Raw genomic sequence first — 23,558 nt, 5'->3', positions numbered from 1 at the left:
GTGATCATCGACCCATGGACGAAACAGAAGCACGGCTGCATCGGGCGAAGGTGTGGGGCGGTGCGCGGCGTGCGCTGTGGCACTCGCCGGTCGCGGGCACGGTCGGGGAGCGCCTGCGCGAACTGGCCGACTGGGCGGGGGCGGCGGAGGGCGACGGCGGCCCCGTCGACATGTACGGGGACGGGCCGGTCGAGCAGGTCGAGCAGCGGGTGGCCGAGGAACTCGGCTTCCCGGCCGCGGTGTTCTTCCCGACCGGGACGATGGCCCAGCAGGTGGCGCTGCGCTGCTGGGCCGGCCGGACCGGGAACCCCGTCGTAGCCCTGCACCCGCTCGCCCACCCCGAGGTCCACGAGGGCGGCGCGCTCGCGGCGGTCAGCGGGCTGCGCACGGTCCACCCGTCGGACGGCCCGCGGCTTCCGACGGCGGAGGAGGTACGGGAGCACCCGGAGCCGTTCGGGACGCTGATGCTGGAGCTGCCGCTGCGGGACGCCGGGTTCGTGCTGCCGTCCTGGGACGAACTGGCGGAGGTCGTGGAGGCGGCCCGGGAGCGGGACGCAGTGGTGCACGTCGACGGCGCGCGGCTGTGGGAGTGCGCCCCGCACTTCGGGCGCGGGCTGCGGGAGATCGCGGGGCTCGCGGACAGCGTGTACGTGTCGTTCTACAAGTCCCTGGGCGGTCTCTCGGGTGCGGCGCTGGCCGGCCCGGAGGACGTGATGGAGGAGGCCCGGGTGTGGCGGCACCGGTACGGCGGCCAGGTCTTCCAGCAGTACCCGGCGGCGGTGTCGGCGCTGCGGGGCCTGGAGCGGGAGCTGCCGAGGCTGCCGTCGTACGTGGCGCACGCGCGCGTGGTGGCGGCGGGGCTCCGGGCGGGGTTCGAGGAGGCGGGGGTGCCGTGGTTCCGGGTGCACCCCGAACCGCCCCACACCCACCAGTTCCAGGTCTGGCTGCCGTACGACCCCGACGTCCTCACGGCCGCCTCCCTGGCCCTCACGGAGGCGACGGACACGGTCCTCTTCCGCCGCTGGAGCGCCCCGGGCGCGGGCGGCCCGCCGGGCTTGGCCGTCACCGAGGTGACGGTGGGGGAAGCGGGTCTCGAGTGGACGGAGACGGATGTCCGCGAGGCGGTGCGGGCGTTCCTGTCGCACGTGGCGTGATCCCCCGCGGAGGATCCGCCCGGGCCGGGACGCCGGCGGGCTCCGGGCATCGGCGGGATCCGCGGTCGCGCCGATTGACGGGCGCCGTCAAACGGCGCGACACCACCGCCGGACCGCCCCGCACCATAGGGGGGTGAGCCTGACGATCGACATCACCGGACTGCCGCACGAGCGCATCTCGTTCGGCCCCTCGCCGCTGGCCGAGCTCGGCGCCGCGCTGCACGCGCTGTCCGAGCCCGGGCACCACGCCGGGCTGCACGGCTGGGCCACAACCACCGCCGCCGCGCTCAAGCCCGAGCTCGCCGACCGGCTCCACGAGGCCGACTTCATGTGGAGGTCCACCCGGTCCGACTTCCTGCTGCCGCCCCAGCCGCGCGAGACGCTCGCCGAGGAGCTCGACGACCTCGACCGGATGGACGACGAGAGGTACGTGGGGGCCGCGCTGGAGATCTCGTGCAGCACGCAGTACGCAGACGGCCTGCCCTCCCCGCTCGTCGACCCGCACTCCCGCCGCCGCGCCCTCGACCTGGCCGCCGCGCGAGGCCCACGGCAGTACGCGTTCGTGGAGCGGATGCTCGCCGATCCCACCGGCACGCGCGCGTGGATCCGCAGGCTCCTGGAGGACTGCGACGACGCGTTCTTCGCCGACACCTGGCGCCGCGTCCGGCTCCAGCTCGCCGCCGACGCCCGCCACAAGACCGAACTCCTGCGCCGCAAGGGCCTCGCCGACGCCGTGGCCGCCGTTTCCGGGGCGATGAGCCTGGAACAGGACGCCCAGAGCTCCCGGATCGTGATCGACAAGCTGGTCCACGGCCGTACGCACACCGAGGGCTCGGCGCTCACCTTCCTGCCGACCGCCTTCGGCTGGCCGCACCTCATCGCCCTGCACGCACGCGGCTGGCAGCCGGTGATCCAGTACCCCGTCTCCACCCGCGAACTGGCCGGCACCGCCCCCGTGGAGACGGTCAAGCTCCGCCTGGAGGCCGTCGCCCACCCGATGAGGATGCGGATGTGCCGCAACCTCGCCCGCGCCTCGTACACGACGAGCGAACTGGCCGACGCGTACGGCATCAGCGCTCCCGAGGTCTCGCGGCACCTCGCCGTCCTGAAGAAGGCGGGGCTGCTCACCACCCAGCGCCGAGGCCGCTACGTCCTGCACCAGCTCGACGTGACCGTCGTCGCCCGCCTGGGCAGCGACTTCCTCGAAGCCGTCCTGCGCTGACGCGGCCACACCGCGCAAGGGTCGCTGGAACCTCAGTCGAAGCGAAGGTGGGCGAGCCCCACCCGCAGCCGCCGCAGCCGGTGCCGTACCGGCCCGTCCGTGTTCGGTGCGATCCGCAGCCCCGCCGTGCGCGCCACCTCGTCCGCGACCTGCGGAACCGTCAGCCGGTCCGTACGGACGTGGTGCGCGAACTCCGGCCCGCCCAGCCGCTCCAGGCACAGGTCGAGCTTGGCCACCGCGAAGCTCTCCCGCTTCAGACCGCGCCCGAGCCCCCGCTCCGTCAGCCTCTTCAGGACCGTCTCCCGCTCCGCCAGCAGCGCGAAGTGGTGCACCCGGTCCGCGCCGTGGGCCTCGCGCAGCCGCCCGACGACCTCCTCGAAGTACGCCGGCTCCACGAGCGTCATCGGTACGATCACCGGCCCGCCGGTGTGCTCCCGCAGCGCCAGGTCGAGGACCTCGTGGACGCCCTGCCGCCAGGCGGCGAGGTCCTGGAAGTCACCTCTGAGGGCGGGCGGCAGCGTGCGGTGGAGGCCGAAGCCGAGATGCTCCGGATCGCACACCACGCTGCCCGGCAGCCGCCGCAGCAGCTCGTACGCCGTCTGCGTCTTCCCCCCGCCGAACGGGCCGTTGATCCACAGCAGCGTCACGGGTCTCAGACCGCTCCGCCGCCCGCCCGCACCAGGCCCGTCTCGTACGCGAGGACGACCACCTGCACACGGTCCCGCAGTCCCAGCTTGGTCAGGATGCGGCCGACGTGCGTCTTGACCGTCGCCTCCGACAGCACCAGCCGGGCCGCGATCTCGCCGTTCGACAGGCCCTGGGCGACCAGCAGCATCACCTCTCGCTCCCGGTCCGTGAGCCGGTCCAGCTCCTTGTGCTGCGGCTCGCGGCCCGAGGACGGCAGCATCGGCGAGAAACGGTCGAGGAGCCGGCGGGTCGTGGACGGGGCCACCACCGCGTCACCGCTGTGCACGGAGCGGATCGCGCCGAGCAGCTCGGCCGGCGGCACGTCCTTCAGCATGAAGCCGCTCGCGCCCGCCTTCAGCCCGGAGAAGGCGTACTCGTCCAGATCGAACGTGGTCAGGATCAGCACCTTGGGCGCCCCCGGCTCCCCGCAGATCCGGCGGGTCGCCTCGACCCCGTCGAGCTTGGGCATCCGTACGTCCATCAGCACCACGTCCACGGCCGTGGAGCGCAGCACCTCCAGTGCCTCCACACCGTCGCCCGCCTCGGCCACGACCTCCATGTCCGGCTGGGCGGCGAGCACCATACGGAATCCGGTGCGCAGCAGCACCTGGTCGTCGACGAGCATCACGCGAATGGACATGTGGTTCCTTCGGATCGTCAGTGGGCGGGCTTCAGGGGGAGCAGGGCGCTGATACGGAATCCGCCCCCGGGGCGCGGTCCCGCGTCCAGGGTGCCGCCGACCATGCCGACCCGCTCCCTCATGCCGATCAGGCCGTGGCCGCGGCCGTCGGCACCCCCGTCCTCGTACATCTCGTGGGTCGCGCCCCGGCCGTCGTCCTCGACGAGCAGCCCGAGACCGTCGTCGAAGTACACCAGGCGGACGCTGGCCCCGACGTCCGGGCCGCCGTGCTTGCGCGTGTTGGTGAGGGCTTCCTGCACGATCCGGTACGCCGTGAGCTCGACGCCGCTGGGCAGCGGACGCGGCGTGCCCTCGATCCGGAAGTCCACGGTCAGCCCGGCCCCACGGACCTGCTCGACGAGGTCCTCGATCTGCTCGACGTCCGGCTGGGGCACGTACTCCCCCGCCTCCTGGTGCTCGCCGGTGCGCAGGATGCCGAGCAGCCGGCGCATCTCGGCCAGCGCCTGCCGGCCGGTCGAGGAGATCGTCTCCAGGGCCTGCTTGGCCGTCTCCGGGGAGGAGTCCAGGACGTAGGCGGCGCCGTCGGCCTGGACGACCATGACGGAGACGTTGTGGGCGACGACGTCGTGCAGCTCGCGGGCGATCCGGGCGCGCTCGGCGGCGACGGCGACCTTGGCCTGCGCCTCGCGCTCCTTCTCCAGGCGGGAGGCGCGCTCCTCCAGCTGCGCGAAGTAGGCGCGGCGAGTGCGCAGGGAGTCGCCGAGCACCCAGGCGAGGGCGAACGGCACGGTCATGATCACCGTGAAGAAGACGTGTGCCAGAGCCGATCCCGGGCTGGTCTCGGACGGCCATCTCAGCATGGAGAGTGTGGCGGCGCTGAGCCCGCCGGCGAGTGCGAGACGGGACGCCCAGCGCGGTCCGTCGTGGGCGGCCACGGTGTAGATGATCACCAGCATGGCGAAGTCCGCGAAGAAGGGCTGCAGCCCGAAGCCGAGCTGGACGAGGCCCAGCGCGACGGCGAGGAGCAGCATCTTCTCGGGCGCGCGGCGGCGCAGTGCGACGACGACGGAGAACAGCGCGGCGACCACGCCGTACGCGGCGGGGTTGCCGACCGCCGGGTAGGAGGTGCCCACCCACAGCACGGAGAACCCGAGGAGGACGACGGCCCAGAAGGTGTCGACGCCCGTCGGGTGTCTGCGGATGAAGTCGTAGAGGCGCTGCACGTGACCCAGCGTAGGGAAGGTGGATAGGTGCAGGGGTCAACCGTGGGGTCGATCCTTGACGTGAGGGCCGTACTCCGCAAGGTGGAGACTGGACCGTGTGACGGATGAGACGTGTCAGTGGCAGGGGTGGCGCGAGGCCACGGAGCAGGCGCTGTACGGCCCGGGGGGCTTCTTTCTGCGCCCCGAGGGCCCGGCCGGTCACTTCCGCACCTCGGTGCACGCCTCGCCGCTCTTCGCGGGGGCCGTCGCGCGGCTGCTGACCGGGGTGGCGGAGGAGCAGGGGACGGACGAGGTCGCGTTCGTCGACATGGGCGCGGGGCGCGGCGAACTGCTGACGGGCGTCCTGGCCGCCGTACCGGCGGGGCTTTCGGTGCGGGCCTACGGCGTCGAGCGCGCGGACCGGCCCGCGGGGCTCGACGGGCGGGTGGAGTGGACGGACCGGGTGCCGGAGGGGGTCCGGGGGCTGCTGTTCGCGAACGAGTGGCTCGACAACGTGCCGGTCGACGTCGCGAGCGTCGACGAGGCGGGGGTCGTGCGGTACGTCGAGGTGCGGGCGGCGGACGGGGCGGAGCGGCTGGGGCGGGCCGTCGAGGGTCCGGACGCGGAGTGGCTGGAGCGGTGGTGGCCGCTCACGGAGCCCGGCGAGCGGGCGGAGATCGGGCGGCCGCGGGACGAGGCGTGGGCGGCGGCGGCCGGCTCGCTTGCGGCGGGGACGGCGGTGGCGGTGGACTACGGGCATGTACGGGGGGCCAGGCCGCCGTTCGGGACGCTGACGGGGTTCCGGGCGGGGCGGGAGGTGGCGGCGGTTCCGGACGGGTCGTGCGATGTCACGGCGCATGTGGCGATGGACGCGGTCGCCTCGGCCGGCGGGGAGCTGGTGACTCAGCGGGAGGCGTTGCGGGGCCTCGGCGTTCGTGGCGAGCGGCCGCCGCTCGCTCTGGCCTCCAGCGACCCGGGCGCGTACGTGCGGGCGCTCGGCGCGGCGGGGCAGGCGGCCGAGCTGACCGCGCGCGGCGGGCTGGGCGACTTCCTGTGGCTGACGCGGAGGGTCCCGGGGCGGTAGGGGAGGGCCCCGGAGCGGTAAGGGAGGGCCCCGGGGCGGTAGCGGACCGTCCTGTGGAACAGGTGCCCCCAACGGATCGGGGCCAGGGGATACTGGGCCCCATGACGGAGACGACGGTCGGAATCGGCGGGGCGGCGGAGAGCACCGACATGGTGCTGAACATCGGGCCGCAGCATCCCTCGACCCATGGCGTGCTCCGGCTCCGGCTGGTTCTGGACGGCGAGGTCATCCAGCGGGCCGAGCCGGTCATCGGGTACATGCACCGCGGCGCCGAGAAGCTCTTCGAGGCACGCGACTACCGCCAGATCGTCATGCTCGCCAACCGTCACGACTGGCTCTCCGCCTTCTCCAACGAGCTCGGTGTCGTCATGGCCGTCGAGCGCATGCTCGGCATGGAGGTCCCCGAGCGCGCCGTCTGGACGCGGACGCTGCTCGCCGAGCTGAACCGGGTGCTCAACCACCTGATGTTCCTCGGGTCGTACCCCCTCGAACTGGGTGGTATCACCCCGGTCTTCTACGCCTTCCGGGAGCGCGAGGAGCTCCAGGCCGTGATGGAGGAGGTCTCCGGCGGCCGGATGCACTACATGTTCAACCGGGTCGGCGGGCTCAAGGAGGACCTTCCCGCCGGGTGGCTGGGCCGCGCGCGGGCAGCCGTCGCCGACGTGCGGTCCCGCATGGACGTGTACGACAAGCTGGTCGTAGGCAACGAGATCTTCCGGGGCCGTACGCGGGGCGTCGGCGTCCTGACGGCGGAGACGGCGCACGCGTACGGCGTCTCCGGGCCCATCGCCCGCGCCTCCGGTGTGGACTTCGACCTGCGCCGTGACGAGCCGTACCTGGCCTACGGGGAGCTCCAGGACACGCTCGAGGTCGTCACGCGCGAGGAGGGCGACTGCCTCGCCCGTTTCGAGTGCCTCCTCGACCAGACCCACAACTCCCTGGATCTCGCCGACGCCTGTCTCGACCGGCTCGGCGAGCTGCCGCCGGGGCCGATCAACCAGCGGCTGCCCAAGGTGCTCAAGGCCCCGGAGGGTCACACGTACGCCTGGACCGAGAACCCGCTCGGGATCAACGGCTACTACCTGGTCTCCAAGGGCGAGAAGACGCCGTACCGGCTCAAGCTGCGCTCGGCGTCGTTCAACAACATCCAGGCGCTGACCGAGCTGCTGCCGGGCACGCTCGTCGCCGACATGGTGGCGATCCTGGGCTCGCTCTTCTTCGTCGTCGGCGACATCGACAAGTAGTCAGCCGCCGGGCGGCCGGTCGTCCTCGCGCATGACCACGAACTGTCGTGGGTCCTTCTCCGGGAGCCGGCGCTCCACCACGCGCCAGCCCCAGGCCTCGTAGCGGTCGCGCAGCCCGGGCACGTCGAGCGTCATCAGCAGGCGGGGCCGCGGGGCCCGGGCGAGAACGGTGTCGTGCAGGGCGCGGCCGAGGCCCTGGCCCTGGTGGGCGGGGGCGACGACGAGTTCGGCGAGTTCGAACGCCTCCGGCCCGCCGGAGAGCGCGGTGTCGCGCCAGCCGGCGGCGAACCCGGTCAGGGCACCCTCCGGGTCGTACGCGGCGACGCAGCGGAAGCCGCGCTGTCCCGCGGACGCCCGGCCGAGGAGCCGGTCCACCGTCCGCAGCGCCCCGCGCGGGGGTTCGTGCCAGGGCGGGCCGAAGAAGGCCTGGGCGCACAGGGCGATCAACTCGTCCCGCAGCGCCGTCACTTCCTCCGCGGCGAGCGCCCTGATCGTCACGAGCCGACGGCGCCGCGCAGCTCCGCCACGTCGATCTGCTCGGTCTCGTCGTGCGCGGTCAGGTCGATGACGTTGCCGATCGCCCGCTGCTCGGGGGTGCGGCGTGCGACGGCCGCGAGGACCTCCTCGCCCACCACGTCCGCGAGGTCGGCGTCCTGGACGGCCTCGATGGCGGCCGCCTCCTTCTGCGTACCGAAGAAGTCGAAGCCTCCTTCGGGGCGCGTGGCGCGTCGGGCGGCGTAGGGGACGATGGCGCTCGCGGCCGGGACGGCGCGGACCGCGGGCAGCGCGGAGGGCGCGGGAACGACGGCGGTCGACGGTCGAGCGTGCTGCTCGCTCCCGGCGGCCGCCGCGTGCTTCCCCTGCGGCTCCTCCGTCTCACGGGCGCGTTCGGCGAGATCGCGGCTGCGGGCGGCCTCCGCCGTCCGGCGGGCCTCCTGCGCGGCAGCGTTGCGGGACAGGTGGCGCAAGGCGTCGGCGGCCTGGCGGTAGGCGGCCGGGGTCGGCGTGGAGCCGGCGGCCGGCAGCTCCTTGGCCGGCGTGGTGGCCTCGAGGGCGAGCTGCCTGCGGCCTTCGAGGGCGCTGGCCCGCTCGGTCTCGGCGTTGGCGTACCGGCGCAGCAGCGCCGCGTGCTCACCGCGCAGTCCGGCGAGTTCGACCCGCTTGGCGCGCAGCTTGGCGTCGAGCTTGGTCCGCAGCTCGCGGGACTCGTCCAGGTCGGCCTCGAGCTCGGCTATGCGCTCCTCGGTCTTCCACTGGTCCGCAGTACGGGCCCGGGTCAGCTCGGCGACCTGGCGTCCGGCGCTCCGGTCCCAACTGCGCATGATGACGCCACCGGTGACCGCGGCCGCCGCCGCGGCGGCCACGAGCAGCCGCAGGGCCACGGGATCGGCGAGCAGCCAGGCGCCCGCGGCACAGACGGCCGACGCTCCGGCCACCGCGGAGGGCGGCAGAAGCTTGTGCAGGGGAGGTGAATGGCGGTGGCGTCCACGTGGCATGGCCTGAAATTTACCGTGCGTAGGCGCCGTATGGGGTGTCGGCCCGGCAATCTCTTGGCCACTTCTCGTCGCCGTGACCGAGCCCCGGTATCGACCGGGCCGACTCCCCTTACCCGGTGCTTACTTGCTGACCAGGCCCTTCGACTCCAGATAGGCCTTCGCCACGTCCTCGGGCTTCGCCCGCTCGGCGTCCACCTTGCGGTTCAGTTCGGCGAGATCGGCCGTGGTGAGGACCTTTGTGATCTTGTCGAGGGCGGCCGCGATCTCGGGCGATCCGGCGTCCTTGGCATTGACCACCGGCAGCACATTGTCGGCGTTCTGCAGCTTCTTGTCGTCGTCGAGGAAGACCAGTCCGAAGCTCTCGATCGTCGCGTCCGTCGTGGTGGTCAGCACCAGCTGGTCCACGCCGTCCTTGACCGCCTGCTTGGACTGCGGGGTGCCGACGCCCTTGGGGTCGATCCCGGTCACGTCGATCCCGTAGGTCTTCTTCAGACCCGGAGCGCAGAACGGCCGTATCTCGCATTCGTCGCCGGCCGCGATCTTCACCTTCAGCTTGGCGGCGCCGAGATCCGAAAGCGTCTTCAGCTTGTTCTTCTCGGCGAATTCCTTCGACACCGCGAACGCGTTCTGGTCGACGGCCTCGCCGACCGCGAGGACCTTCAGTCCACGAGGCTCCGCGAGCTTCTTCAGCGCCTCCACCGTGGCGGCCGCGTCGCCCGAAGCGACCGGCTTCTCCTCGGGCGCCTTCGGGCCGTTCACCTTCGCGTTGAGGAATTCCGCGATCGTCGCCGCGTATTCCGGTACGACGTCGATCTCGCCCTTCTCCAGGGACGGTTCGTACAGCTCGCGGTTCTTCACCGTGGTGACCGTCGCGGAGTATCCGGCGTCGTTCAGCACCTGCGCGTAGAGCTCCGCGAGCACCTTGGACTCGGTGAAGGCGGCCGCGCCCACGACGAGCGAGCCCTTCGCCGAACCGGACGCGCCGCCGCTGCCGCCCGCCTTGCCCTCCTCCAGGCTGTCGCCGCCGCACGCGACGAGCGAGACGGTCAGCGCCGCCGTACCCAGTACCGCACCCGCGATACGCGAGGTCCTGCTCACGAGATCACTCCTAGTAGCTCTAGTCGTCGTTCCGTCGTCACAAGCGGCTGCGGCGGTTCTCAGGCGCGCCGTCCGAGCAGTCGATCCGCCCCCACGAGCACCAGCTCCACGGCGAGGGCGAGCAGGGCCACGAGCAGCGCGCCCGCGACGACCTGCGGGGTGTCGTACGTGTTGAACCCGGCGGTGATGATCCGGCCCAGGCCCCCCTGGCCGACCATCGCCGCGATGGTCGCCGTGGCGACCACCTGCACGGCGGCCGAGCGCAACCCCGTCATGATCAAGGGCCGGGCGAGCGGCAGTTCGACCCTCAGGAAGACCTGCCCGCCCGACATCCCCATCCCCCGCGCGGCCTCGACCACCGCCCGGTCGACCTCGCGCATCCCCACGTACGCGTTGGTGAGCAGCGGCGGCACCGCGAAGAGCACCAGCGCGATCACCGTGGGGACATAGCCGGCGTTGCGCAGCGGCGACACCATGAAGAGGGCCAGCACCGCGAAGACCGGTATCGCCCGGCCCACGTTGGAGATGTTGACCGCGAGCGCGCCGCCCCGGCCGACGTGACCGAGCCCGAGACCCAGCGGCAGCGCGACGGCACAGGCCAGCAGCAGCGCGACCCCGCTGACGTACGCGTGCTCACCGAGGCGGTGCCACACCCCGCCGTCGCCCGCCCAGTTGGCGCCGGTGGCCAGCCAGCTCCAGGCGTCCGAGATGATCCCCATGTCTCACTCGCCCCCCGGCGCCGTCCGTATGCGGGTCCACGGCGTGAACAGCCTCTGCACGCCGAGGAGCAGCAGATCCGCGACCACCGCGAGCAGGACGCACAGCACCGAGGCGGCGAGCACCTGCGCCTTGAAGAACGTCGGCAGCGCGTCCTCGATGAGGTTGCCCAGACCACCCCGACCGACGATCGAGCCGACCGTCGTGAGCGCGATCGTGGAGACCGTCGCCATCCGTATTCCGGCCATCAACGCGGGCAGCGCCAGCGGCAGCTCGACCTCCCACAGCATCCGCGCCGAGCCGTACCCCATGCCCCGCGCGGCCTCCCGCGCCTCGGCGGGGACCGCGTCCAGGCCGGCCACCATGTTCCGTACGAGAATCGTCAGCGAGTACAGCACGAGACCCGTCACGACCAGCGCCGCCGAGAGCCCGAAGAACGGCAGGAGCAGCGAGAACATCGCCAGCGACGGGATCGTGTAGAGCAGCGTCGTCAGGCCCAGCACCGGTCCGGCGAACCGGGGGCGCGCCCGCACGAGCAGCGCCAGCGGGAAGGCGACCGCGACACCGATGAGCACCGAGGCGGCCGTGATCCCCACATGCTGGAGCAGCGCGTCGGTCAACTCCTCGCTACGGGTGCGCAGATACTCCCCGCAGATCCAGTCGTTCGTCACCAGACAGTTCGCCGCGCTCATGTACCCTCCCCCCGATCACCGCGTTGCCGAACACGTGTCTGGTCGACCCTAACCCCCGGCACCGACAATCGCCGAGGACCGCCACAGTGCGGCAACACGCCCTTCACACGCACCCGTCCCGCACGCGTCAGAATGGTGAACATGATCCGGTTCGAGCATGTGACCAAGCGGTACGCGGACGGCACCACCGCCGTCGACGACCTCTCCTTCGAGGTCGCCGAAGGTGAACTGGTCACGCTCGTCGGCCCGTCCGGCTGCGGCAAGACCACCACGATGAAGATGGTGAACAGGCTCATCGAGCCGACCGAGGGCCGCGTCCTCCTCGACGGCCAGGACATATCCGCGGTCGACCCGGTCCAGCTGCGCCGCCGGATCGGCTACGTCATCCAGCAGGTCGGCCTCTTCCCGCACCGCACGGTCCTGGACAACACCGCGACCGTCCCCCATCTCCTCGGCGCCCCGCGCGCCCGGGCCCGCGCCCGCGCCGCCGAGCTCCTCGACCTGGTCGGCCTCGACCCGAAGGTCTACGGCGGCCGCTACCCCGAGCAGCTCTCCGGCGGACAGCGCCAGCGCGTCGGCGTCGCCCGCGCGCTCGCCGCGGACCCGCCGGTGCTGCTGATGGACGAGCCGTTCGGCGCCGTGGACCCGGTGGTGCGCGAGCACCTCCAGAACGAGTTCCTCCGCCTCCAGTCCCAGGTCCGCAAGACCGTCCTGCTCGTCACCCACGACCTGGAGGAGGCCGTCCGGCTCGGCGACCGTATCGCCGTCTACGGACAGGGCAGGATCGAGCAGTTCGACACCCCGGCCACCGTCCTCGGCGCCCCCGCGACGCCCTACGTCGCCGACTTCGTCGGCGCGGACCGCGGCCTGAAGCGCCTCTCGGTCACCGCGGTGGACACCGCCGCCCTGGAGGACGTCCCGGTCCTGCGCGCCGGCGAGACCGCGCCCGGCACCACGGGCGCCGGTACCGCCGCGTCCGGCTCCCCCGCGCCCGGCTCCCCCTGGTCCGTCGTCCTCGACGCCGACGGCCGCGTCACCGGCTGGGTGTCAGCCGACGATCCCGGCCGCACCCGCCCGGCCCCCGAGCCGGTCCCCCTCGGCGCCTCCCTCCGGGAGGCGCTGGCCGCGCTCCTGCAGAACGACACCGGCTGGCTCCCCGTCACCGACCCCGCCGAAGGCGGCCGGTACGCGGGCGTGCTCACCCCGTCCGCCGTCCACCGCGCCCTGCGCGCGGCCTCCCCGGCGGCCGGCGGGTCCCCGGAGTCGCCCGAGCCGCCGGAGTCCCCCGAGTCCCCCGGGTCCTCCAAGCAGCTCAGTTCGCGCTGAGCCGACCGCTCATCCACACCAGGCCCGGCGGGATCTCCCGGTTCCAGGTGTTGAAGTTGTGCCCGCCGCTCTCCAGCGTGATCGAGGAGACCCGCGCGGGGGCCTTCACCTTCTTGATGAAGTCGAGCGTCCCGCGCAGGTTCCCCTCGCCCTGCTTCGACGTCGTCACCAGGAACGACGACGACGTCCCCTGCGGCAGGTGGTCCAGGCTCCACAGCAGGTCCGCCCGCTTGCGCGCCTTGTCGTCACCGCGGAACAGATCGCCCGTCGTCATGTCCTCGGCCGCCCTGTAGTACGCCGAGAAGCCCGCGCCCGCCGCGAACCGGTCCGGGTGGTGCAGCGCGATCTTCAGCGCGCAGTAGCCGCCCGTCGAGTTCCCCATGAACCCCCAGTTCCGCGCCTTCGTCCCCACCCGGTACGTCTCCGAGACCGCCTTCGGCAGGTCCTCGGCGAAGAAGGTCTCGGTCTGCGGACCGCCCGGCACGTTCACGCACTCCGTGTCCCGCGGCGGCGCCACCGTCGGCCGCAGCATCACCAGGATCATCGGCCGCATCTTCTTCTCCTTGGCCTGCGTGAAGGCCGTCTTCGGGTACTTCAGCCCCTTGAGCAGGTTCTCCGCCGTACCCGGGTAGCCGGTCAGCACCACCGAGGCCGGGAACGTGCTCGACGCGTACTCCTTCTGGAAGTACTCCGGCGGCAGATACACGTACGCCGGCGAGTCGATGCCCGACTTCCGGCCCGTGATCACGACCTTCTGGATCTGGCCCCCGACCGAGGGCCGGGACGCGCCGGGGACGTCCAGCGCCTGCTTCCCGACGACCCTGACGTCCTCAGAGCCGGCCGAGTGGTCGACCACCACGCCCATGTCCTGCTCCTGACCCAGGAGGTCCGCCCACGACCCGTAGAAGAGGAAGGAGTTGTTCGCCGCGAGCCCCACCGAGGCGAACAGCGCCAGCTGCGTGGCGAGCAGCAGTCCGATCCGGCCGAGCACGGCCTTCACCCCGCCCCGGGCCAGCCGTGGCCACAGCCAGACCGTGGCCGCGAACAGCACCACCGCCAGCACGACGGCCAGCGCCAGAACCTTGTTGCTGGTGAGACCCATGAGACGCCCGAGCCCTCTTCCTGAGAATTTCCTGTGGCTGAATGAACCCGCTCCCCCGCACCGCCGTCCTAGAAAGCGCAAAACCTCCGGAACGGCCCGCCCCTGACCACCGCGCGGCCACCGGAGAACGAATCTTTCGCGGAGCCACGGGAAGCACGGGAAGCGATGTCTGTCACGCTAGATGGGGACAAATCAGGATTGGTTCCGGTTCGAGTACGCCGGATTCTGCGCGGACCACGCCCCGATAAGGTCCCCTCACTCGTCGGAACGGCCTGCACCCTCATCGGCCTGATCGACATCGCCGCGGGCGTCTTCCCGCGCTTCCGCGCCAGCCGGATGCACGCACTCGCCGAAGTCCTGCCCGGCACCCTCGGACCGCTCTCCGCGGCCCTCTCCCTCAGCGCCGGCGTCCTGCTCCTGCTCCTCGCACACGGCCTCAAGCGCCACAAGCGCCGCGCCTGGCGCGCCGCCGTCGTCCTGCTGCCGCTCGGCGCCGTCGCCCAGTTCGTCTGGCGCCACTCCGTCGTCGGCGTCCTGCTCTCCCTCGCGCTGCTCGCCCTGCTGCTGCGCCACCGGAACCAGTTCGCCGCCCTGCCCGACCCCCGCAGCCGCTGGAAGGCGCTCGCCAACTTCGTCCTCATGGGCGCCGGATCGATCCTCCTCGGCCTCGTCATCGTCAGCGCCCACCCGCGCCGCGTCATCGGCAGCCCCAGCCTCACCGACCGCCTCGAACACGTCCTGTACGGACTCTTCGGCTTCGAAGGCCCCGTCGGCTACACCGGTGGCGCCGACTGGACCGTCGGCTACTCCCTCGGCGCCCTCGGCATGCTCACCGCCCTCACCACCATCTATTTCGCCTTCCGCCCCGAACACCCCGCCGCCCGGCTCACCGAGGACGACGAGACCCGGCTCCGCGCCCTCCTCGACAAGCACGGCGGCCGCGACTCCCTGGGCCACTTCGCCCTCCGCCGCGACAAGGGCGTCGTCTTCTCCCCCAGCGGCAAGGCCGCCGTCTGCTACCGCGTCGTCTCCGGCGTCATGCTCGCCAGCGGCGACCCCATCGGCGACGTAGAAGCCTGGCCCGGCGCCATCGACCGCTTCATGGACGAGGCCCAGGCCCACTCCTGGACCCCCGCCGTCATGGGCTGCTCCGAGACCGGCGGCGAGGTCTGGACCCGCGAGACCGGACTCGACGCCCTCGAACTCGGCGACGAGGCGGTGGTGGATGTCGCGGATTTCTCCCTCTCCGGGCGCGCCATGCGCAACGTGCGCCAGATGGTGAAGCGCATCGAGCGCAACGGCTACACCACCAAGGTCCGCCGCGTCCGTGACCTCAGCGACGGCGAACTCGCCCGCGTCCGCCGCGCCGCCGCCGACTGGCGCGGCACCGACACCGAACGCGGCTTCTCCATGGCACTGGGCCGCATCGGCGACCCCGGCGACGGAGACGCCGTCATAGCGACCGCTCACAAGATCGACGAGGAGGACTCCCCCTCCGCCTACGGCGACCTGAAGGCGATCATCCACTTCGTCCCGTGGGGCCCCGACGGCATGTCCCTGGAACTGATGCGCCGCGACCGCTCCGCCGACCCCGGCATGAACGAGCTCCTCATCGTCGCCGCCCTCCAGGACTCCCCCCGCCTCGGCATCGAGCGCGTCTCCCTCAACTTCGCCATGTTCCGCGCCGCCCTCGCCCGCGGCGAGAAGATCGGCGCAGGACCCGTCCTCCGGCTCTGGCGCGGACTGCTCGTCTTCCTCTCCCGCTGGTTCCAGATCGAATCCCTGTACAAGTTCAACGCCAAGTTCCGGCCCCGCTGGGAACCCCGCTTCGTCGTCTACCGCAAGAGCCGCGACCTGCCCCGCATCGGCTTCGCCGCCATGCAGGCCGAGGGCTTCGTGAACCTCCAGCTCCCCCGCCCCTTCGCCCGCCGCAGGGCCGCCGCGGAACCCCGCCCCTGCGCCCACATCGTCGCCCCCCAGACCGACCGCGAGGTCAGCGCCGCGTGACCCCGCGCGGCCCCTCCCAGGGGTCCCCACCCGGCCATCCCGACAGGTCCGCGGGGCCCGACCGGCGCCCCGGGCCCTACGCTGGGCGTATGAGTACGTCGATCGGTCGGGGCACGCCCTTGGGCCTGCCGGAGTGGGACCGCTGTGCGGTCATGGGCGTCGTCAACGTGACGCCGGACTCCTTCTCCGACGGTGGCCGCTGGTTCGACACCACGGCCGCCGTCAAGCACGGGCTCCACCTCGTCGCCGAAGGCGCCGACCTCGTCGACGTCGGCGGCGAATCCACCCGCCCCGGCGCCAGCCGCGTCGACGAGGAGGAAGAACTCCGCCGGGTCGTCCCCGTCGTCCGCGGCCTCGCCTCCGAAGGCGTCACCGTCTCCGTCGACACCATGCGCGCCTCCGTCGCCCGAGCCGCCGTCGCGGCGGGCGCCACCCTCGTCAACGACGTCAGCGGCGGCCTCGCCGACCCCGACATGGTCCCCGCCGTCGCCGCCGCCGAGGTCCCCTTCGTCGTCATGCACTGGCGCGGCTTCAGCCAGGACATGAACAGCCTCGCCGTCTACGACGACGTCGTCGGCGAAGTCCTCACCGAACTGCGCCACCGCATGGAGGCCGTCGTCGAGGGCGGCATCGCACCCGAGCGCATCGTCATCGACCCCGGCCTCGGCTTCGCCAAGCTCGCCCCCCACGACCTCGCCCTCGTCGCCCACCTCCCCGAACTGCGCGCCCTCGGCCGCCCCCTGCTCGTCGCCGCCTCGCGCAAGCGCTTCCTCGGACACGTCCTCACCCGCGACGGCGCCACCCCACCCCCCGCCCGCGAACGCGACGCCGCCACCGCCGCCGTCTCCGCCATCGCCGCCCACGACGGCGCCTGGGCCGTCCGGGTCCACGAGGTCAGAGCCACCGCCGACGCCGTCCGAGTCGCCAGAGCCGTCGAAGGAGCCCGGTGACCCACCAGACCGACACCGCAGCGGTCGAGGCCGCCAACACCGCCTTCTACGAGGCCATGGAACGCGGCGACTTCGAGGAGATCTCCACCCTCTGGCTCGACGACGGCGCCACCCCCATCAGCTGCGTCCACCCCGGCTGGCCCGTCCTCTCCGGACGCGGCGAGGTCCTCCGCTCGTACGCGCTGATCATGGCGAACACCGAGTACATCCAGTTCTTCCTCACCGACGTCAAGGTCTCCCTCGCCGGCGACGTGGCCGTCGTCACCTGCACCGAGAACATCCTCAGCGGCGGCCCCGCCGAGGACGGCGCCGAACTCGGCCCCCTCGTCGGCCAGCTCGTCGTCGCCACCAATGTGTTCCGCCGCACATTCGAGGGCTGGAAGATCTGGTCCCACCACGGCTCCCCCGTCCTCACCGAAACGGACGAGGAAGAGGACGAGGAGCCCAGCCCCTGACGGGATCCAGGGACCGATCGGGTGACGCCGGGGATTGGAATCCGGCCCTCTGGGTAGGGGCCGCTCCCAGCACCTGTGGCCGCCGCCCCGAGCCCCCATGGGCAAGCGCTGTCGGTGCTCGCAGGTAGATTCGAATCGGACACCCGGCCGTCCGCACCCGGCTGCGTGGCCACAAGAACTACGACAGCAGGAGTGATTCGCGTGGATCGTGTCGCGCTGCGCGGCCTCAAGGCCCGAGGACACCACGGCGTCTTCCCCAAGGAACGCGAGGAAGGCCAGACCTTCATCGTCGACCTCGTCCTCGGCCTGGACACCCGCCCCGCGGCCGCCGACGACGACCTGACGAAGACCGTCCACTACGGCGTCGTCGCGGAAGAGGTCGTCGACGTCGTCCAGGGCGAGCCCGTGGACCTGATCGAGACCCTCGCCGAACGGATCGCCCAGCAGTGCCTCAAGCACCCCGGCGTCCAGGAGGTCGAGGTCGTCGTCCACAAGCCGGACGCACCGATCACGGTCCCCTTCGACGACGTGACCATCACCATCACCCGGAGCCGAGTATGAAAGCCACGCACAGCGACCCCACCGTGCAGCCCGTACCGGCCTCCGTCGTCGAGACGGTCGACGCCGCCGACGTGACCCTCTCCAACCCCAAGTGGGCCGTCATCGCCCTCGGCGCCAACCTCGGCAACCGCCTGGAGACCCTCCAGGGCGCCGTCGACGCCCTCGAGGACACCCCCGGCCTCCGGGTCAAGGCCGTCTCCCCCGTCTACGAGACGGAGCCCTGGGGCGTCGACCCCGGCAGCCAGCCCTCGTACCTCAACGCGGTCGCCCTCGTGAAGACCACCCTGCCGCCCAGCTCCCTCCTGGAGCGGGCACACGCCGTCGAGGAAGCCTTCCACCGGATCCGCGAGGAGCGCTGGGGCGCCCGCACCATCGACGTCGACATCGTCGCGTACGCCGACGTGGTCTCCGACGACCCCGTCCTCACCCTCCCCCACCCCCGCGCCCACCAGCGCGCCTTCGTCCTCGCCCCCTGGCACGACGTCGACCCCGACGCCCAGCTGCCCGGACACGGCACGGTCGCCGACCTGCTCACCATGGTCGGCCGCACCGGCGTCGTGCCACGCGCCGACCTGGAACTCCGTCTGCCCGAGTAGTCGTTAGGCTCGTGCAAGACCGACCGCGAGACGACACGAAGGACACCCGGTGAAACAACTGCGGCTCAAGGTTCTCGCCGGACTGTTCGTCGTCGCCGGAATCCTGTCCTGGGGCGCCGCGCGCCTCTGGGACGCGGTCGGCACCCTGCCGAGCGTGCCGCTCGCGGCACCCATCGTCCTCGCGTCGATCGCGGTCGTCCTGACCGCGACCGCCCTCTCCATCCGCTCCCGCCTGAAGGCCCAGCGCGAGCGCCGCCCGGGCGCCAAGGGCGTCGAACCGCTCATGGCGGCCCGCGCCGTGGTCTTCGGCCAGGCGAGCGCCCTGGTCGCCGCCCTGGTCGCCGGCATGTACGGCGGCGTGGGCGTCTTCCTCCTCGGCTCCCTGGACATCCCGGCCCGCCGAGACCAGGCGATCTACGCCGGCTTCTCGGTCCTGGCGGGCTTCGGAGTGATCGCGGCGGCCCTCTTCCTGGAACGAGTCTGCAAACTCCCGGAAGACGACAACCACAACGGCAAGGGCACGGCACCGGTGGCGTAGCGTGCCCGGCGGGCCCGTTCCCGGCCTCAGCGGGCACCGGCCCTCCGTGGGGGAGGTCCCCCCTCCGCCTCAGAAGGGCTCTCGGCCTCAGCGGGCCATGATGAGACTCATGGCCTCGTTACGGGTCGCGGGGTCGCGCAGCTGGCCGCGTACGGCCGAGGTGATGGTCTTCGCGCCCGGCTTGCGGATGCCGCGCATCGACATGCACATGTGCTCGCACTCGAAGACGACGATGACGCCGCGCGGCTCCAGGATCTCCATCAGCGAGTCGGCGACCTGCGTGGTGAGGCGCTCCTGGACCTGAGGGCGGCGGGCGTAGACGTCGACCAGGCGGGCCAGCTTCGACAGGCCGGTGATCTTGCCGGAGGTCGACGGGATGTAGCCGACGTGGGCCACGCCCCTGAACGGGACGAGATGGTGCTCACATGTCGAGTACACCTCAATGTCCTTGACCAGCACCATTTCGTCATGGCCGAGGTCGAACGTGGTCGTCAGGACGTCCTCGGGCTGCTGCCGCAGGCCGGCGAATATCTCCTGGTACGCCCGCGCCACACGCCCAGGCGTCTCCCGCAGTCCCTCGCGGTCCGGGTCCTCGCCGACCGCGATGAGGAGCTCTCGTACGGCGTTCTCGGCGCGCTTCTCGTCGAACTCGCCGATCGTGCCCTCGCCGTCCAGTGTCACCGGGTCGGTCATCTGTGCCTCGTTCCGTCTGACTGTCGTGCGCGAAAATGAGCCGCGCCCCCACAGGCTAAAACCTGTGGGGGCGCGGCTTCCATTCCGGGGGGCCGGGGTCAGGGCTCCGGGGTCTCCTCCGGGGCGACCTCGATGGCCTTGGTGGTCTCCACCGTCGCCGTCGTCGCCGACGAGCCGTTCGCCCCGTTCGTCAGTGCCAGCTCCTTGGGGGAGAGCACCGGCGGGCGGGTCGAGGGCGTGCGGCGGGACGAGCCGGTCCAGGCCGGGCGGGCCGGGCGCTTGACGATCGGGGCGAAGATCTCGGCGATCTCCTCCTTGCCCAGCGTCTCCTTCTCGAGGAGCTGCAGGACCAGGTTGTCGAGGACGTCCCGGTTCTCGACGAGGATCTCCCACGCCTCGTTGTGCGCGGTCTCGATGAGCTTCTTGACCTCTTCGTCGACCAGCGCGGCGACCTCTTCCGAGTAGTCGCGCTGGTGCGCCATCTCGCGACCGAGGAACGGTTCGGTGTTGTCGCCGCCGAACTTGATCGCTCCGAGCCGCTCGGTCATGCCGTACTGCGTGACCATCGCGCGAGCGGTGGTCGTGGCCTTCTCGATGTCGTTCGCCGCGCCCGTGGTGGGGTCGTGGAAGACGAGCTCCTCGGCCGCGCGCCCGCCCAGCATGTAGGCCAGCTGGTCGAGCATCTCGTTGCGGGTGGTCGAGTACTTGTCCTCGTCCGGGAGCACCATCGTGTAGCCGAGGGCCCGGCCGCGGGACAGGATCGTGATCTTGTGGACCGGGTCGGAGTTCGGCGAGGCCGCCGCGACCAGGGCGTGGCCGCCCTCGTGGTACGCGGTGATCTTCTTCTCCTTGTCCGACATGATCCGGGTCCGCTTCTGCGGGCCCGCGACCACGCGGTCGATCGCCTCGTCCAGGGAGTGGTTGTCGATCAGCTTCTTGTCCGAGCGGGCGGTGAGGAGCGCCGCCTCGTTGAGGACGTTGGAGAGATCGGCACCCGTGAAGCCCGGCGTGCGTCGGGCCACTGCGCCCAGGTCGACGTCCGGGGCGACCGGCTTGCCCTTCTGATGGACCTTGAGGATCTCCAGCCGGCCCTGCATGTCCGGGCGGTCGACGGCGATCTGCCGGTCGAAGCGGCCGGGGCGCAGGAGCGCCGGGTCGAGGATGTCGGGCCGGTTCGTGGCGGCGATCAGGATGACGCCGCCCTTCACGTCGAAGCCGTCCATCTCGACGAGGAGCTGGTTGAGGGTCTGCTCGCGCTCGTCGTGGCCACCGCCGAGGCCGGCGCCGCGGTGACGGCCGACGGCGTCGATCTCGTCGACGAAGACGATCGCCGGGGCGTTCGCCTTGGCCTGCTCGAAGAGGTCGCGGACCCGGGAGGCACCGACACCGACGAACATCTCGACGAAGTCGGAGCCGGAGATCGAGTAGAACGGCACACCGGCCTCGCCCGCGACGGCGCGTGCGAGGAGGGTCTTGCCGGTTCCGGGCGGGCCGTAGAGCAGCACGCCCTTGGGGATCTTGGCGCCGACCGCCTGGAACTTCGCCGGCTCCTGGAGGAATTCCTTGATCTCGTGGAGTTCCTCGACGGCCTCGTCGGAGCCCGCCACGTCGGCGAAGGTGGTCTTCGGGGTGTCCTTGGTGATCAGCTTGGCCTTGGACTTCCCGAAGTTCATGACTCGGGAGCCGCCGCCCTGCATCTGGTTCATCAGGAACAGGAAGACGACCACGATGAGGACGAAGGGGAGCAGCGAGAGCAGCACCGACAGGAACGGGCTCTGTCGCTCGGGAGAGACGGTGTAGCCCTTGTCGAGGTCGCCGGAGGCGGACTGCTCCTGGAGCGTGGTGGTCAGGTTGGCGCCCTGGTCACCGATGTAGCTGGCCTGGATCTTGGTGCTGCCGCCGTACTTGTCCTTGTCGGCGCCCTTCTTGAGCTCGACCTTGATGACCTGCTCGTCGCCGGTCGTCAGCTTGACCTGGTCGGCCTGCTTGTCATTGATCGCCTGGACGACCCTGCTGGTGTCCACCGTCTTGTAGCCCTCGGACGAGCCGACGACCTGCATCAGCACGACCACGGCGAGGACGGCCAGCACGATCCACATGACCGGCCCACGGAAGTATCGCTTCACGTCCATCCATACGGAGCGAGAACGCTCCGTCCCTCCTGCCCGTAGGTAAATGCTGCTGTGAGAGCTGCTATGAGAAAAAGCTGTTCTTCGGACGGTACCTCAGGCTGGTGGCCCGTGACCGCCTTCCCTTGCTCCAACGGCGGGAGGGCGGTACGGGTTCCCGTGCCTCAGCCGCCGTAGACGTGCGGTGCGAGTGTGCCGACGAAGGGGAGGTTGCGGTACTTCTCGGCGTAGTCGAGGCCGTATCCGACGACGAACTCGTTGGGGATGTCGAAGCCGATCCACTTCACGTCGATCGCGACCTTGGCGGCGTCCGGCTTGCGGAGCAGCGTGCAGACCTCGAGGGAGGCGGGCTCGCGCGAGCCGAGGTTGGACAGCAGCCAGGACAGCGTCAGGCCGGAGTCGATGATGTCCTCGACGATCAGGACGTGCTTGCCCTTGATGTCGGTGTCGAGGTCCTTGAGGATGCGGACGACGCCCGAGGACTGGGTGCCGGCGCCGTACGAGGAGACGGCCATCCAGTCCATGGTGACGGGGGTGGACAGCGCGCGCGCCAGGTCCGCCATCACCATCACGGCGCCCTTGAGGACTCCGACGATGAGCAGGTCCTTGCCCGCGTACTCCGCATCGATCTTCGCGGCCAGCTCGGCCAGCTTCGCGTCGATCTCTTCCTTGGTGATGAGCACCGACTTGAGGTCGGTGCCCATGTCCTTCTCGTTCACCCGGGTCACTTTCGTTGCAGCTTGCGTCAGCCTTGCCGAATGACCAGTCTGCCACCCTGCCGCCGTGCCTCGACGCGGCCGGGCAGATTGATGGCGCCCTGGCCGCGCCATCCGGTGATGAGCCGGTCGACTTCTTCGATGTGGCGGGCGAAGAGGGAGCCGGCGGGTGCGCCTTCGGCGATCATGGCGCGCCGCAGGATGCGGCGGCGTACGGCGGGCGGAAGGCCGAAGAGTTTGGCGCATTCGAGTCGGCCGGCTTCGTCGCGTACGGCGGTTTCGGCGTCGGCGGCCCAGGAGTCGAGGGCGTCGGCGTCGTCGCGGGAGAGCTGGGCCGTTCGGGCGAGGGCTTCGACGACGCCTTTGCCGAGGGCCTTTTCGAGGGCGGGGAGGCCTTCGTGGCGGAGGCGTGAGCGGGTGTAGGCGGGGTCCGCGTTGTGGGGGTCGTCCCAGACGGCGAGTTCTTGGGCGACGCACGCCTTGCGGACGGTCTGCCGGTCGAGCTCGAGGAAGGGGCGGCGGTAGCGGCCGGCGGCGCCGGAGACGGCGGCCATGCCGGACAGGGAGCGGATGCCGGAGCCGCGGGCGAGTCCGAGGAGGACGGTTTCGGCCTGGTCGTCACGGGTGTGGCCGAGGAGGACGGCGGTGGCGCCGTGGCGTTCGGCGGCGGCGTCGAGGGCGGCGTAGCGGGCGTCGCGGGCGGCGGCTTCGGGGCCGCCTTCGCGGCCGACGGTGACGGTGACGGCTTCGACGGGGTCGAGGCCGAGTGCGGACATGCGTCCGGCGACCTCGGCGGCTCGTTGTGTGGAGCCGTCCTGGAGGCCGTGGTCGACCGTGATGCCGCCGGCGCGGACGGCGAGCTTGCGGGCCTCGAAGGCGAGTGCGGAGGCGAGCGCCATGGAGTCGGCGCCGCCGGAGCAGGCCACGAGGACGAGGGGTTGCTCGTCGGGTGCGGTCGGCGCGGCGGGGTCGGTGCCGTGTGCGGGGCCGGGGCCGTGTGCGGGGCCGGGGCCGTGGGCGGCGTCGATCCCGTGTGTGGGCTCGGTGCTGTGTTCGGTGAGGACGTCGTGGAGTACGCGGCGGACCGCCAGGCGTATCGCCGCGACCGCAGGATGGGGACCCATGTCCGGTGCCCTTCGTGAAGGAGTGGGGTGCCTCGGTCGGAGTCTTAACGGTCGGAAGAGGGGGTTCGGTCACTCAGAGTGCGTCGATGGTGACAGAACCTGGCCGTTACCCGAGCATTGCACGC

At 71.6% G+C, this 23,558-nt stretch carries 24 protein-coding genes; 11 read left to right on the top strand and 13 right to left on the bottom strand.

Annotation, left to right across the window (positions count from 1 at the left end; translation table 11 throughout):
- Positions 1–14: 14 nt before the first annotated feature.
- Complete coding sequence (locus ACZ3OF_RS29610) at positions 15–1,154, top strand: threonine aldolase family protein (RefSeq protein WP_361676889.1); 1,140 nt, start codon at positions 15–17, stop codon at positions 1,152–1,154.
- A 133-nt stretch (positions 1,155–1,287) separates the two neighbouring features.
- Positions 1,288–2,376: a DUF5937 family protein gene (locus tag ACZ3OF_RS29605; protein WP_361676892.1), complete on the top strand. Its 1,089-nt coding sequence runs from the start codon at positions 1,288–1,290 to the stop codon at positions 2,374–2,376.
- Between the two features lie 32 nt (positions 2,377–2,408).
- Here the strand turns inward: ACZ3OF_RS29605 and ACZ3OF_RS29600 are convergent, their stop codons facing one another.
- Genes ACZ3OF_RS29600 through ACZ3OF_RS29590 form a run of 3 tightly spaced genes read right to left on the bottom strand, consistent with a single transcriptional unit; the run spans position 2,409 to position 4,926 of the window.
- Positions 2,409–3,023, bottom strand: coding sequence for an AAA family ATPase (locus ACZ3OF_RS29600; protein WP_467307798.1), 615 nt, complete (start codon positions 3,021–3,023; stop codon positions 2,409–2,411).
- A gap of 5 nt (positions 3,024–3,028) precedes the next feature.
- The gene (locus tag ACZ3OF_RS29595; RefSeq protein WP_361676897.1) at positions 3,029–3,703 is read right to left on the bottom strand and encodes a response regulator transcription factor; all 675 of its coding nucleotides are present in this window, start codon (positions 3,701–3,703) and stop codon (positions 3,029–3,031) included.
- Positions 3,704–3,720: 17 nt separating this feature from the next.
- Positions 3,721–4,926 carry a sensor histidine kinase gene (locus tag ACZ3OF_RS29590; RefSeq protein ID WP_361676900.1) on the bottom strand — a complete coding sequence of 402 codons (1,206 nt, stop codon included), beginning with the start codon at positions 4,924–4,926 and terminating at the stop codon, positions 3,721–3,723.
- Between the two features lie 97 nt (positions 4,927–5,023).
- Between ACZ3OF_RS29590 and ACZ3OF_RS29585 the strand changes: the two genes are divergently transcribed.
- On the top strand, positions 5,024–5,989 hold the full coding sequence (locus ACZ3OF_RS29585) for an SAM-dependent methyltransferase (protein WP_467307796.1): 966 nt from the start codon (positions 5,024–5,026) through the stop codon (positions 5,987–5,989).
- A gap of 101 nt (positions 5,990–6,090) precedes the next feature.
- Positions 6,091–7,233 (top strand): NADH-quinone oxidoreductase subunit D, encoded by a 1,143-nt coding sequence (locus ACZ3OF_RS29580; RefSeq protein WP_361676905.1) that lies wholly within the window; start codon positions 6,091–6,093, stop codon positions 7,231–7,233.
- On the opposite strand, the gene ACZ3OF_RS29575 is transcribed toward ACZ3OF_RS29580, so the two are convergent.
- From ACZ3OF_RS29575 to ACZ3OF_RS29555, 5 genes are all read right to left on the bottom strand, one after another.
- Positions 7,234–7,731, bottom strand: coding sequence for a GNAT family N-acetyltransferase (locus ACZ3OF_RS29575; protein ID WP_467307794.1), 498 nt, complete (start codon positions 7,729–7,731; stop codon positions 7,234–7,236). It abuts the gene before it with no gap.
- Positions 7,728–8,729: a hypothetical protein gene (locus ACZ3OF_RS29570; RefSeq protein WP_361676911.1), complete on the bottom strand. Its 1,002-nt coding sequence runs from the start codon at positions 8,727–8,729 to the stop codon at positions 7,728–7,730. The genes ACZ3OF_RS29575 and ACZ3OF_RS29570 overlap by 4 nt, the downstream gene beginning before the upstream one ends.
- A 120-nt stretch (positions 8,730–8,849) precedes the next feature.
- Positions 8,850–9,827 (bottom strand): ABC transporter substrate-binding protein, encoded by a 978-nt coding sequence (locus ACZ3OF_RS29565; RefSeq protein ID WP_361676914.1) that lies wholly within the window; start codon positions 9,825–9,827, stop codon positions 8,850–8,852.
- Positions 9,828–9,886: 59 nt separating this feature from the next.
- The gene (locus ACZ3OF_RS29560; RefSeq protein ID WP_361676917.1) at positions 9,887–10,546 is read right to left on the bottom strand and encodes an ABC transporter permease; all 660 of its coding nucleotides are present in this window, start codon (positions 10,544–10,546) and stop codon (positions 9,887–9,889) included.
- 3 nt (positions 10,547–10,549) lie between these two features.
- A complete protein-coding gene (locus tag ACZ3OF_RS29555; RefSeq protein WP_361676920.1) occupies positions 10,550–11,236 on the bottom strand; it encodes an ABC transporter permease in 687 nt (228 codons plus the stop codon).
- Positions 11,237–11,377: 141 nt separating this feature from the next.
- Between ACZ3OF_RS29555 and ACZ3OF_RS29550 the strand changes: the two genes are divergently transcribed.
- Positions 11,378–12,562, top strand: coding sequence for an ABC transporter ATP-binding protein (locus ACZ3OF_RS29550; protein WP_467307791.1), 1,185 nt, complete (start codon positions 11,378–11,380; stop codon positions 12,560–12,562).
- On the opposite strand, the gene ACZ3OF_RS29545 is transcribed toward ACZ3OF_RS29550, so the two are convergent.
- Positions 12,549–13,664, bottom strand: a complete 1,116-nt coding sequence (locus ACZ3OF_RS29545) for an alpha/beta hydrolase (protein ID WP_361676926.1) — start codon at positions 13,662–13,664, stop codon at positions 12,549–12,551. The genes ACZ3OF_RS29550 and ACZ3OF_RS29545 overlap by 14 nt on opposite strands.
- 165 nt (positions 13,665–13,829) lie before the next feature.
- Here ACZ3OF_RS29545 and ACZ3OF_RS29540 point away from each other — a divergent pair, with 165 nt between their 5' ends.
- The 6 genes from ACZ3OF_RS29540 (at position 13,830) to ACZ3OF_RS29515 (ending at position 18,771) form a co-directional block, all read left to right on the top strand.
- Complete coding sequence (locus tag ACZ3OF_RS29540; RefSeq protein ID WP_361676929.1) at positions 13,830–15,671, top strand: phosphatidylglycerol lysyltransferase domain-containing protein; 1,842 nt, start codon at positions 13,830–13,832, stop codon at positions 15,669–15,671.
- Between the two features lie 89 nt (positions 15,672–15,760).
- Entirely contained in the window at positions 15,761–16,621 is an 861-nt protein-coding gene (gene folP, locus ACZ3OF_RS29535; RefSeq protein WP_361676931.1) for a dihydropteroate synthase, read from the top strand.
- The gene (locus tag ACZ3OF_RS29530; RefSeq protein ID WP_361676934.1) at positions 16,618–17,076 is read left to right on the top strand and encodes a nuclear transport factor 2 family protein; all 459 of its coding nucleotides are present in this window, start codon (positions 16,618–16,620) and stop codon (positions 17,074–17,076) included. The genes folP and ACZ3OF_RS29530 overlap by 4 nt, the downstream gene beginning before the upstream one ends.
- A gap of 201 nt (positions 17,077–17,277) precedes the next feature.
- On the top strand, positions 17,278–17,637 hold the full coding sequence (gene folB, locus ACZ3OF_RS29525; protein WP_361676937.1) for a dihydroneopterin aldolase: 360 nt from the start codon (positions 17,278–17,280) through the stop codon (positions 17,635–17,637).
- Positions 17,634–18,233 (top strand): 2-amino-4-hydroxy-6-hydroxymethyldihydropteridine diphosphokinase, encoded by a 600-nt coding sequence (folK, locus tag ACZ3OF_RS29520; protein ID WP_361676940.1) that lies wholly within the window; start codon positions 17,634–17,636, stop codon positions 18,231–18,233. Before folB ends, folK begins: the two co-directional genes overlap by 4 nt.
- Positions 18,234–18,282: 49 nt before the next feature.
- Positions 18,283–18,771 (top strand): DUF3180 domain-containing protein, encoded by a 489-nt coding sequence (locus ACZ3OF_RS29515; RefSeq protein WP_361676943.1) that lies wholly within the window; start codon positions 18,283–18,285, stop codon positions 18,769–18,771.
- 87 nt (positions 18,772–18,858) lie between these two features.
- Here the strand turns inward: ACZ3OF_RS29515 and folE are convergent, their stop codons facing one another.
- The 4 genes from folE to tilS form a co-directional block, all read right to left on the bottom strand.
- Complete coding sequence (gene folE, locus ACZ3OF_RS29510; protein ID WP_361676946.1) at positions 18,859–19,464, bottom strand: GTP cyclohydrolase I FolE; 606 nt, start codon at positions 19,462–19,464, stop codon at positions 18,859–18,861.
- A gap of 98 nt (positions 19,465–19,562) precedes the next feature.
- Positions 19,563–21,596 (bottom strand): ATP-dependent zinc metalloprotease FtsH, encoded by a 2,034-nt coding sequence (gene ftsH, locus ACZ3OF_RS29505; protein ID WP_361676949.1) that lies wholly within the window; start codon positions 21,594–21,596, stop codon positions 19,563–19,565.
- Positions 21,597–21,757: 161 nt separating this feature from the next.
- A complete protein-coding gene (gene hpt / locus ACZ3OF_RS29500) occupies positions 21,758–22,297 on the bottom strand; it encodes a hypoxanthine phosphoribosyltransferase (RefSeq protein ID WP_132917781.1) in 540 nt (179 codons plus the stop codon).
- A 41-nt stretch (positions 22,298–22,338) separates the two neighbouring features.
- Positions 22,339–23,433 carry a tRNA lysidine(34) synthetase TilS gene (tilS, locus tag ACZ3OF_RS29495; RefSeq protein ID WP_467307785.1) on the bottom strand — a complete coding sequence of 365 codons (1,095 nt, stop codon included), beginning with the start codon at positions 23,431–23,433 and terminating at the stop codon, positions 22,339–22,341.
- Positions 23,434–23,558: the final 125 nt, after the last annotated feature.

The sequence above is a fragment of the Streptomyces sp. NPDC022552 genome (genome assembly GCF_055561875.1).
This window is presented reverse-complemented; position numbering and strand designations above follow the sequence as displayed.

Excerpts from the sequence above, each read along its gene's own strand:
- ACZ3OF_RS29610 (WP_361676889.1), top strand. The coding sequence starts at position 15 with ATGGACGAAACAGAAGCACGGCTGCATCGGGCGAAGGTGTGGGGCGGT.
- ACZ3OF_RS29595 (WP_361676897.1), bottom strand. The coding sequence starts at position 3,703 with ATGTCCATTCGCGTGATGCTCGTCGACGACCAGGTGCTGCTGCGCACC.
- ACZ3OF_RS29580 (WP_361676905.1), top strand. The coding sequence starts at position 6,091 with ATGACGGAGACGACGGTCGGAATCGGCGGGGCGGCGGAGAGCACCGAC.
- ACZ3OF_RS29570 (WP_361676911.1), bottom strand. The coding sequence starts at position 8,729 with ATGCCACGTGGACGCCACCGCCATTCACCTCCCCTGCACAAGCTTCTG.
- ACZ3OF_RS29560 (WP_361676917.1), bottom strand. The coding sequence starts at position 10,546 with ATGGGGATCATCTCGGACGCCTGGAGCTGGCTGGCCACCGGCGCCAAC.
- ACZ3OF_RS29555 (WP_361676920.1), bottom strand. The coding sequence starts at position 11,236 with ATGAGCGCGGCGAACTGTCTGGTGACGAACGACTGGATCTGCGGGGAG.
- ACZ3OF_RS29550 (WP_467307791.1), top strand. The coding sequence starts at position 11,378 with ATGATCCGGTTCGAGCATGTGACCAAGCGGTACGCGGACGGCACCACC.
- ACZ3OF_RS29545 (WP_361676926.1), bottom strand. The coding sequence starts at position 13,664 with ATGGGTCTCACCAGCAACAAGGTTCTGGCGCTGGCCGTCGTGCTGGCG.
- ACZ3OF_RS29540 (WP_361676929.1), top strand. The coding sequence starts at position 13,830 with ATGTCTGTCACGCTAGATGGGGACAAATCAGGATTGGTTCCGGTTCGA.
- folP (WP_361676931.1), top strand. The coding sequence starts at position 15,761 with ATGAGTACGTCGATCGGTCGGGGCACGCCCTTGGGCCTGCCGGAGTGG.
- folK (WP_361676940.1), top strand. The coding sequence starts at position 17,634 with ATGAAAGCCACGCACAGCGACCCCACCGTGCAGCCCGTACCGGCCTCC.
- folE (WP_361676946.1), bottom strand. The coding sequence starts at position 19,464 with ATGACCGACCCGGTGACACTGGACGGCGAGGGCACGATCGGCGAGTTC.
- ftsH (WP_361676949.1), bottom strand. The coding sequence starts at position 21,596 with ATGGACGTGAAGCGATACTTCCGTGGGCCGGTCATGTGGATCGTGCTG.
- hpt (WP_132917781.1), bottom strand. The coding sequence starts at position 22,297 with ATGGGCACCGACCTCAAGTCGGTGCTCATCACCAAGGAAGAGATCGAC.
- tilS (WP_467307785.1), bottom strand. The coding sequence starts at position 23,433 with ATGGGTCCCCATCCTGCGGTCGCGGCGATACGCCTGGCGGTCCGCCGC.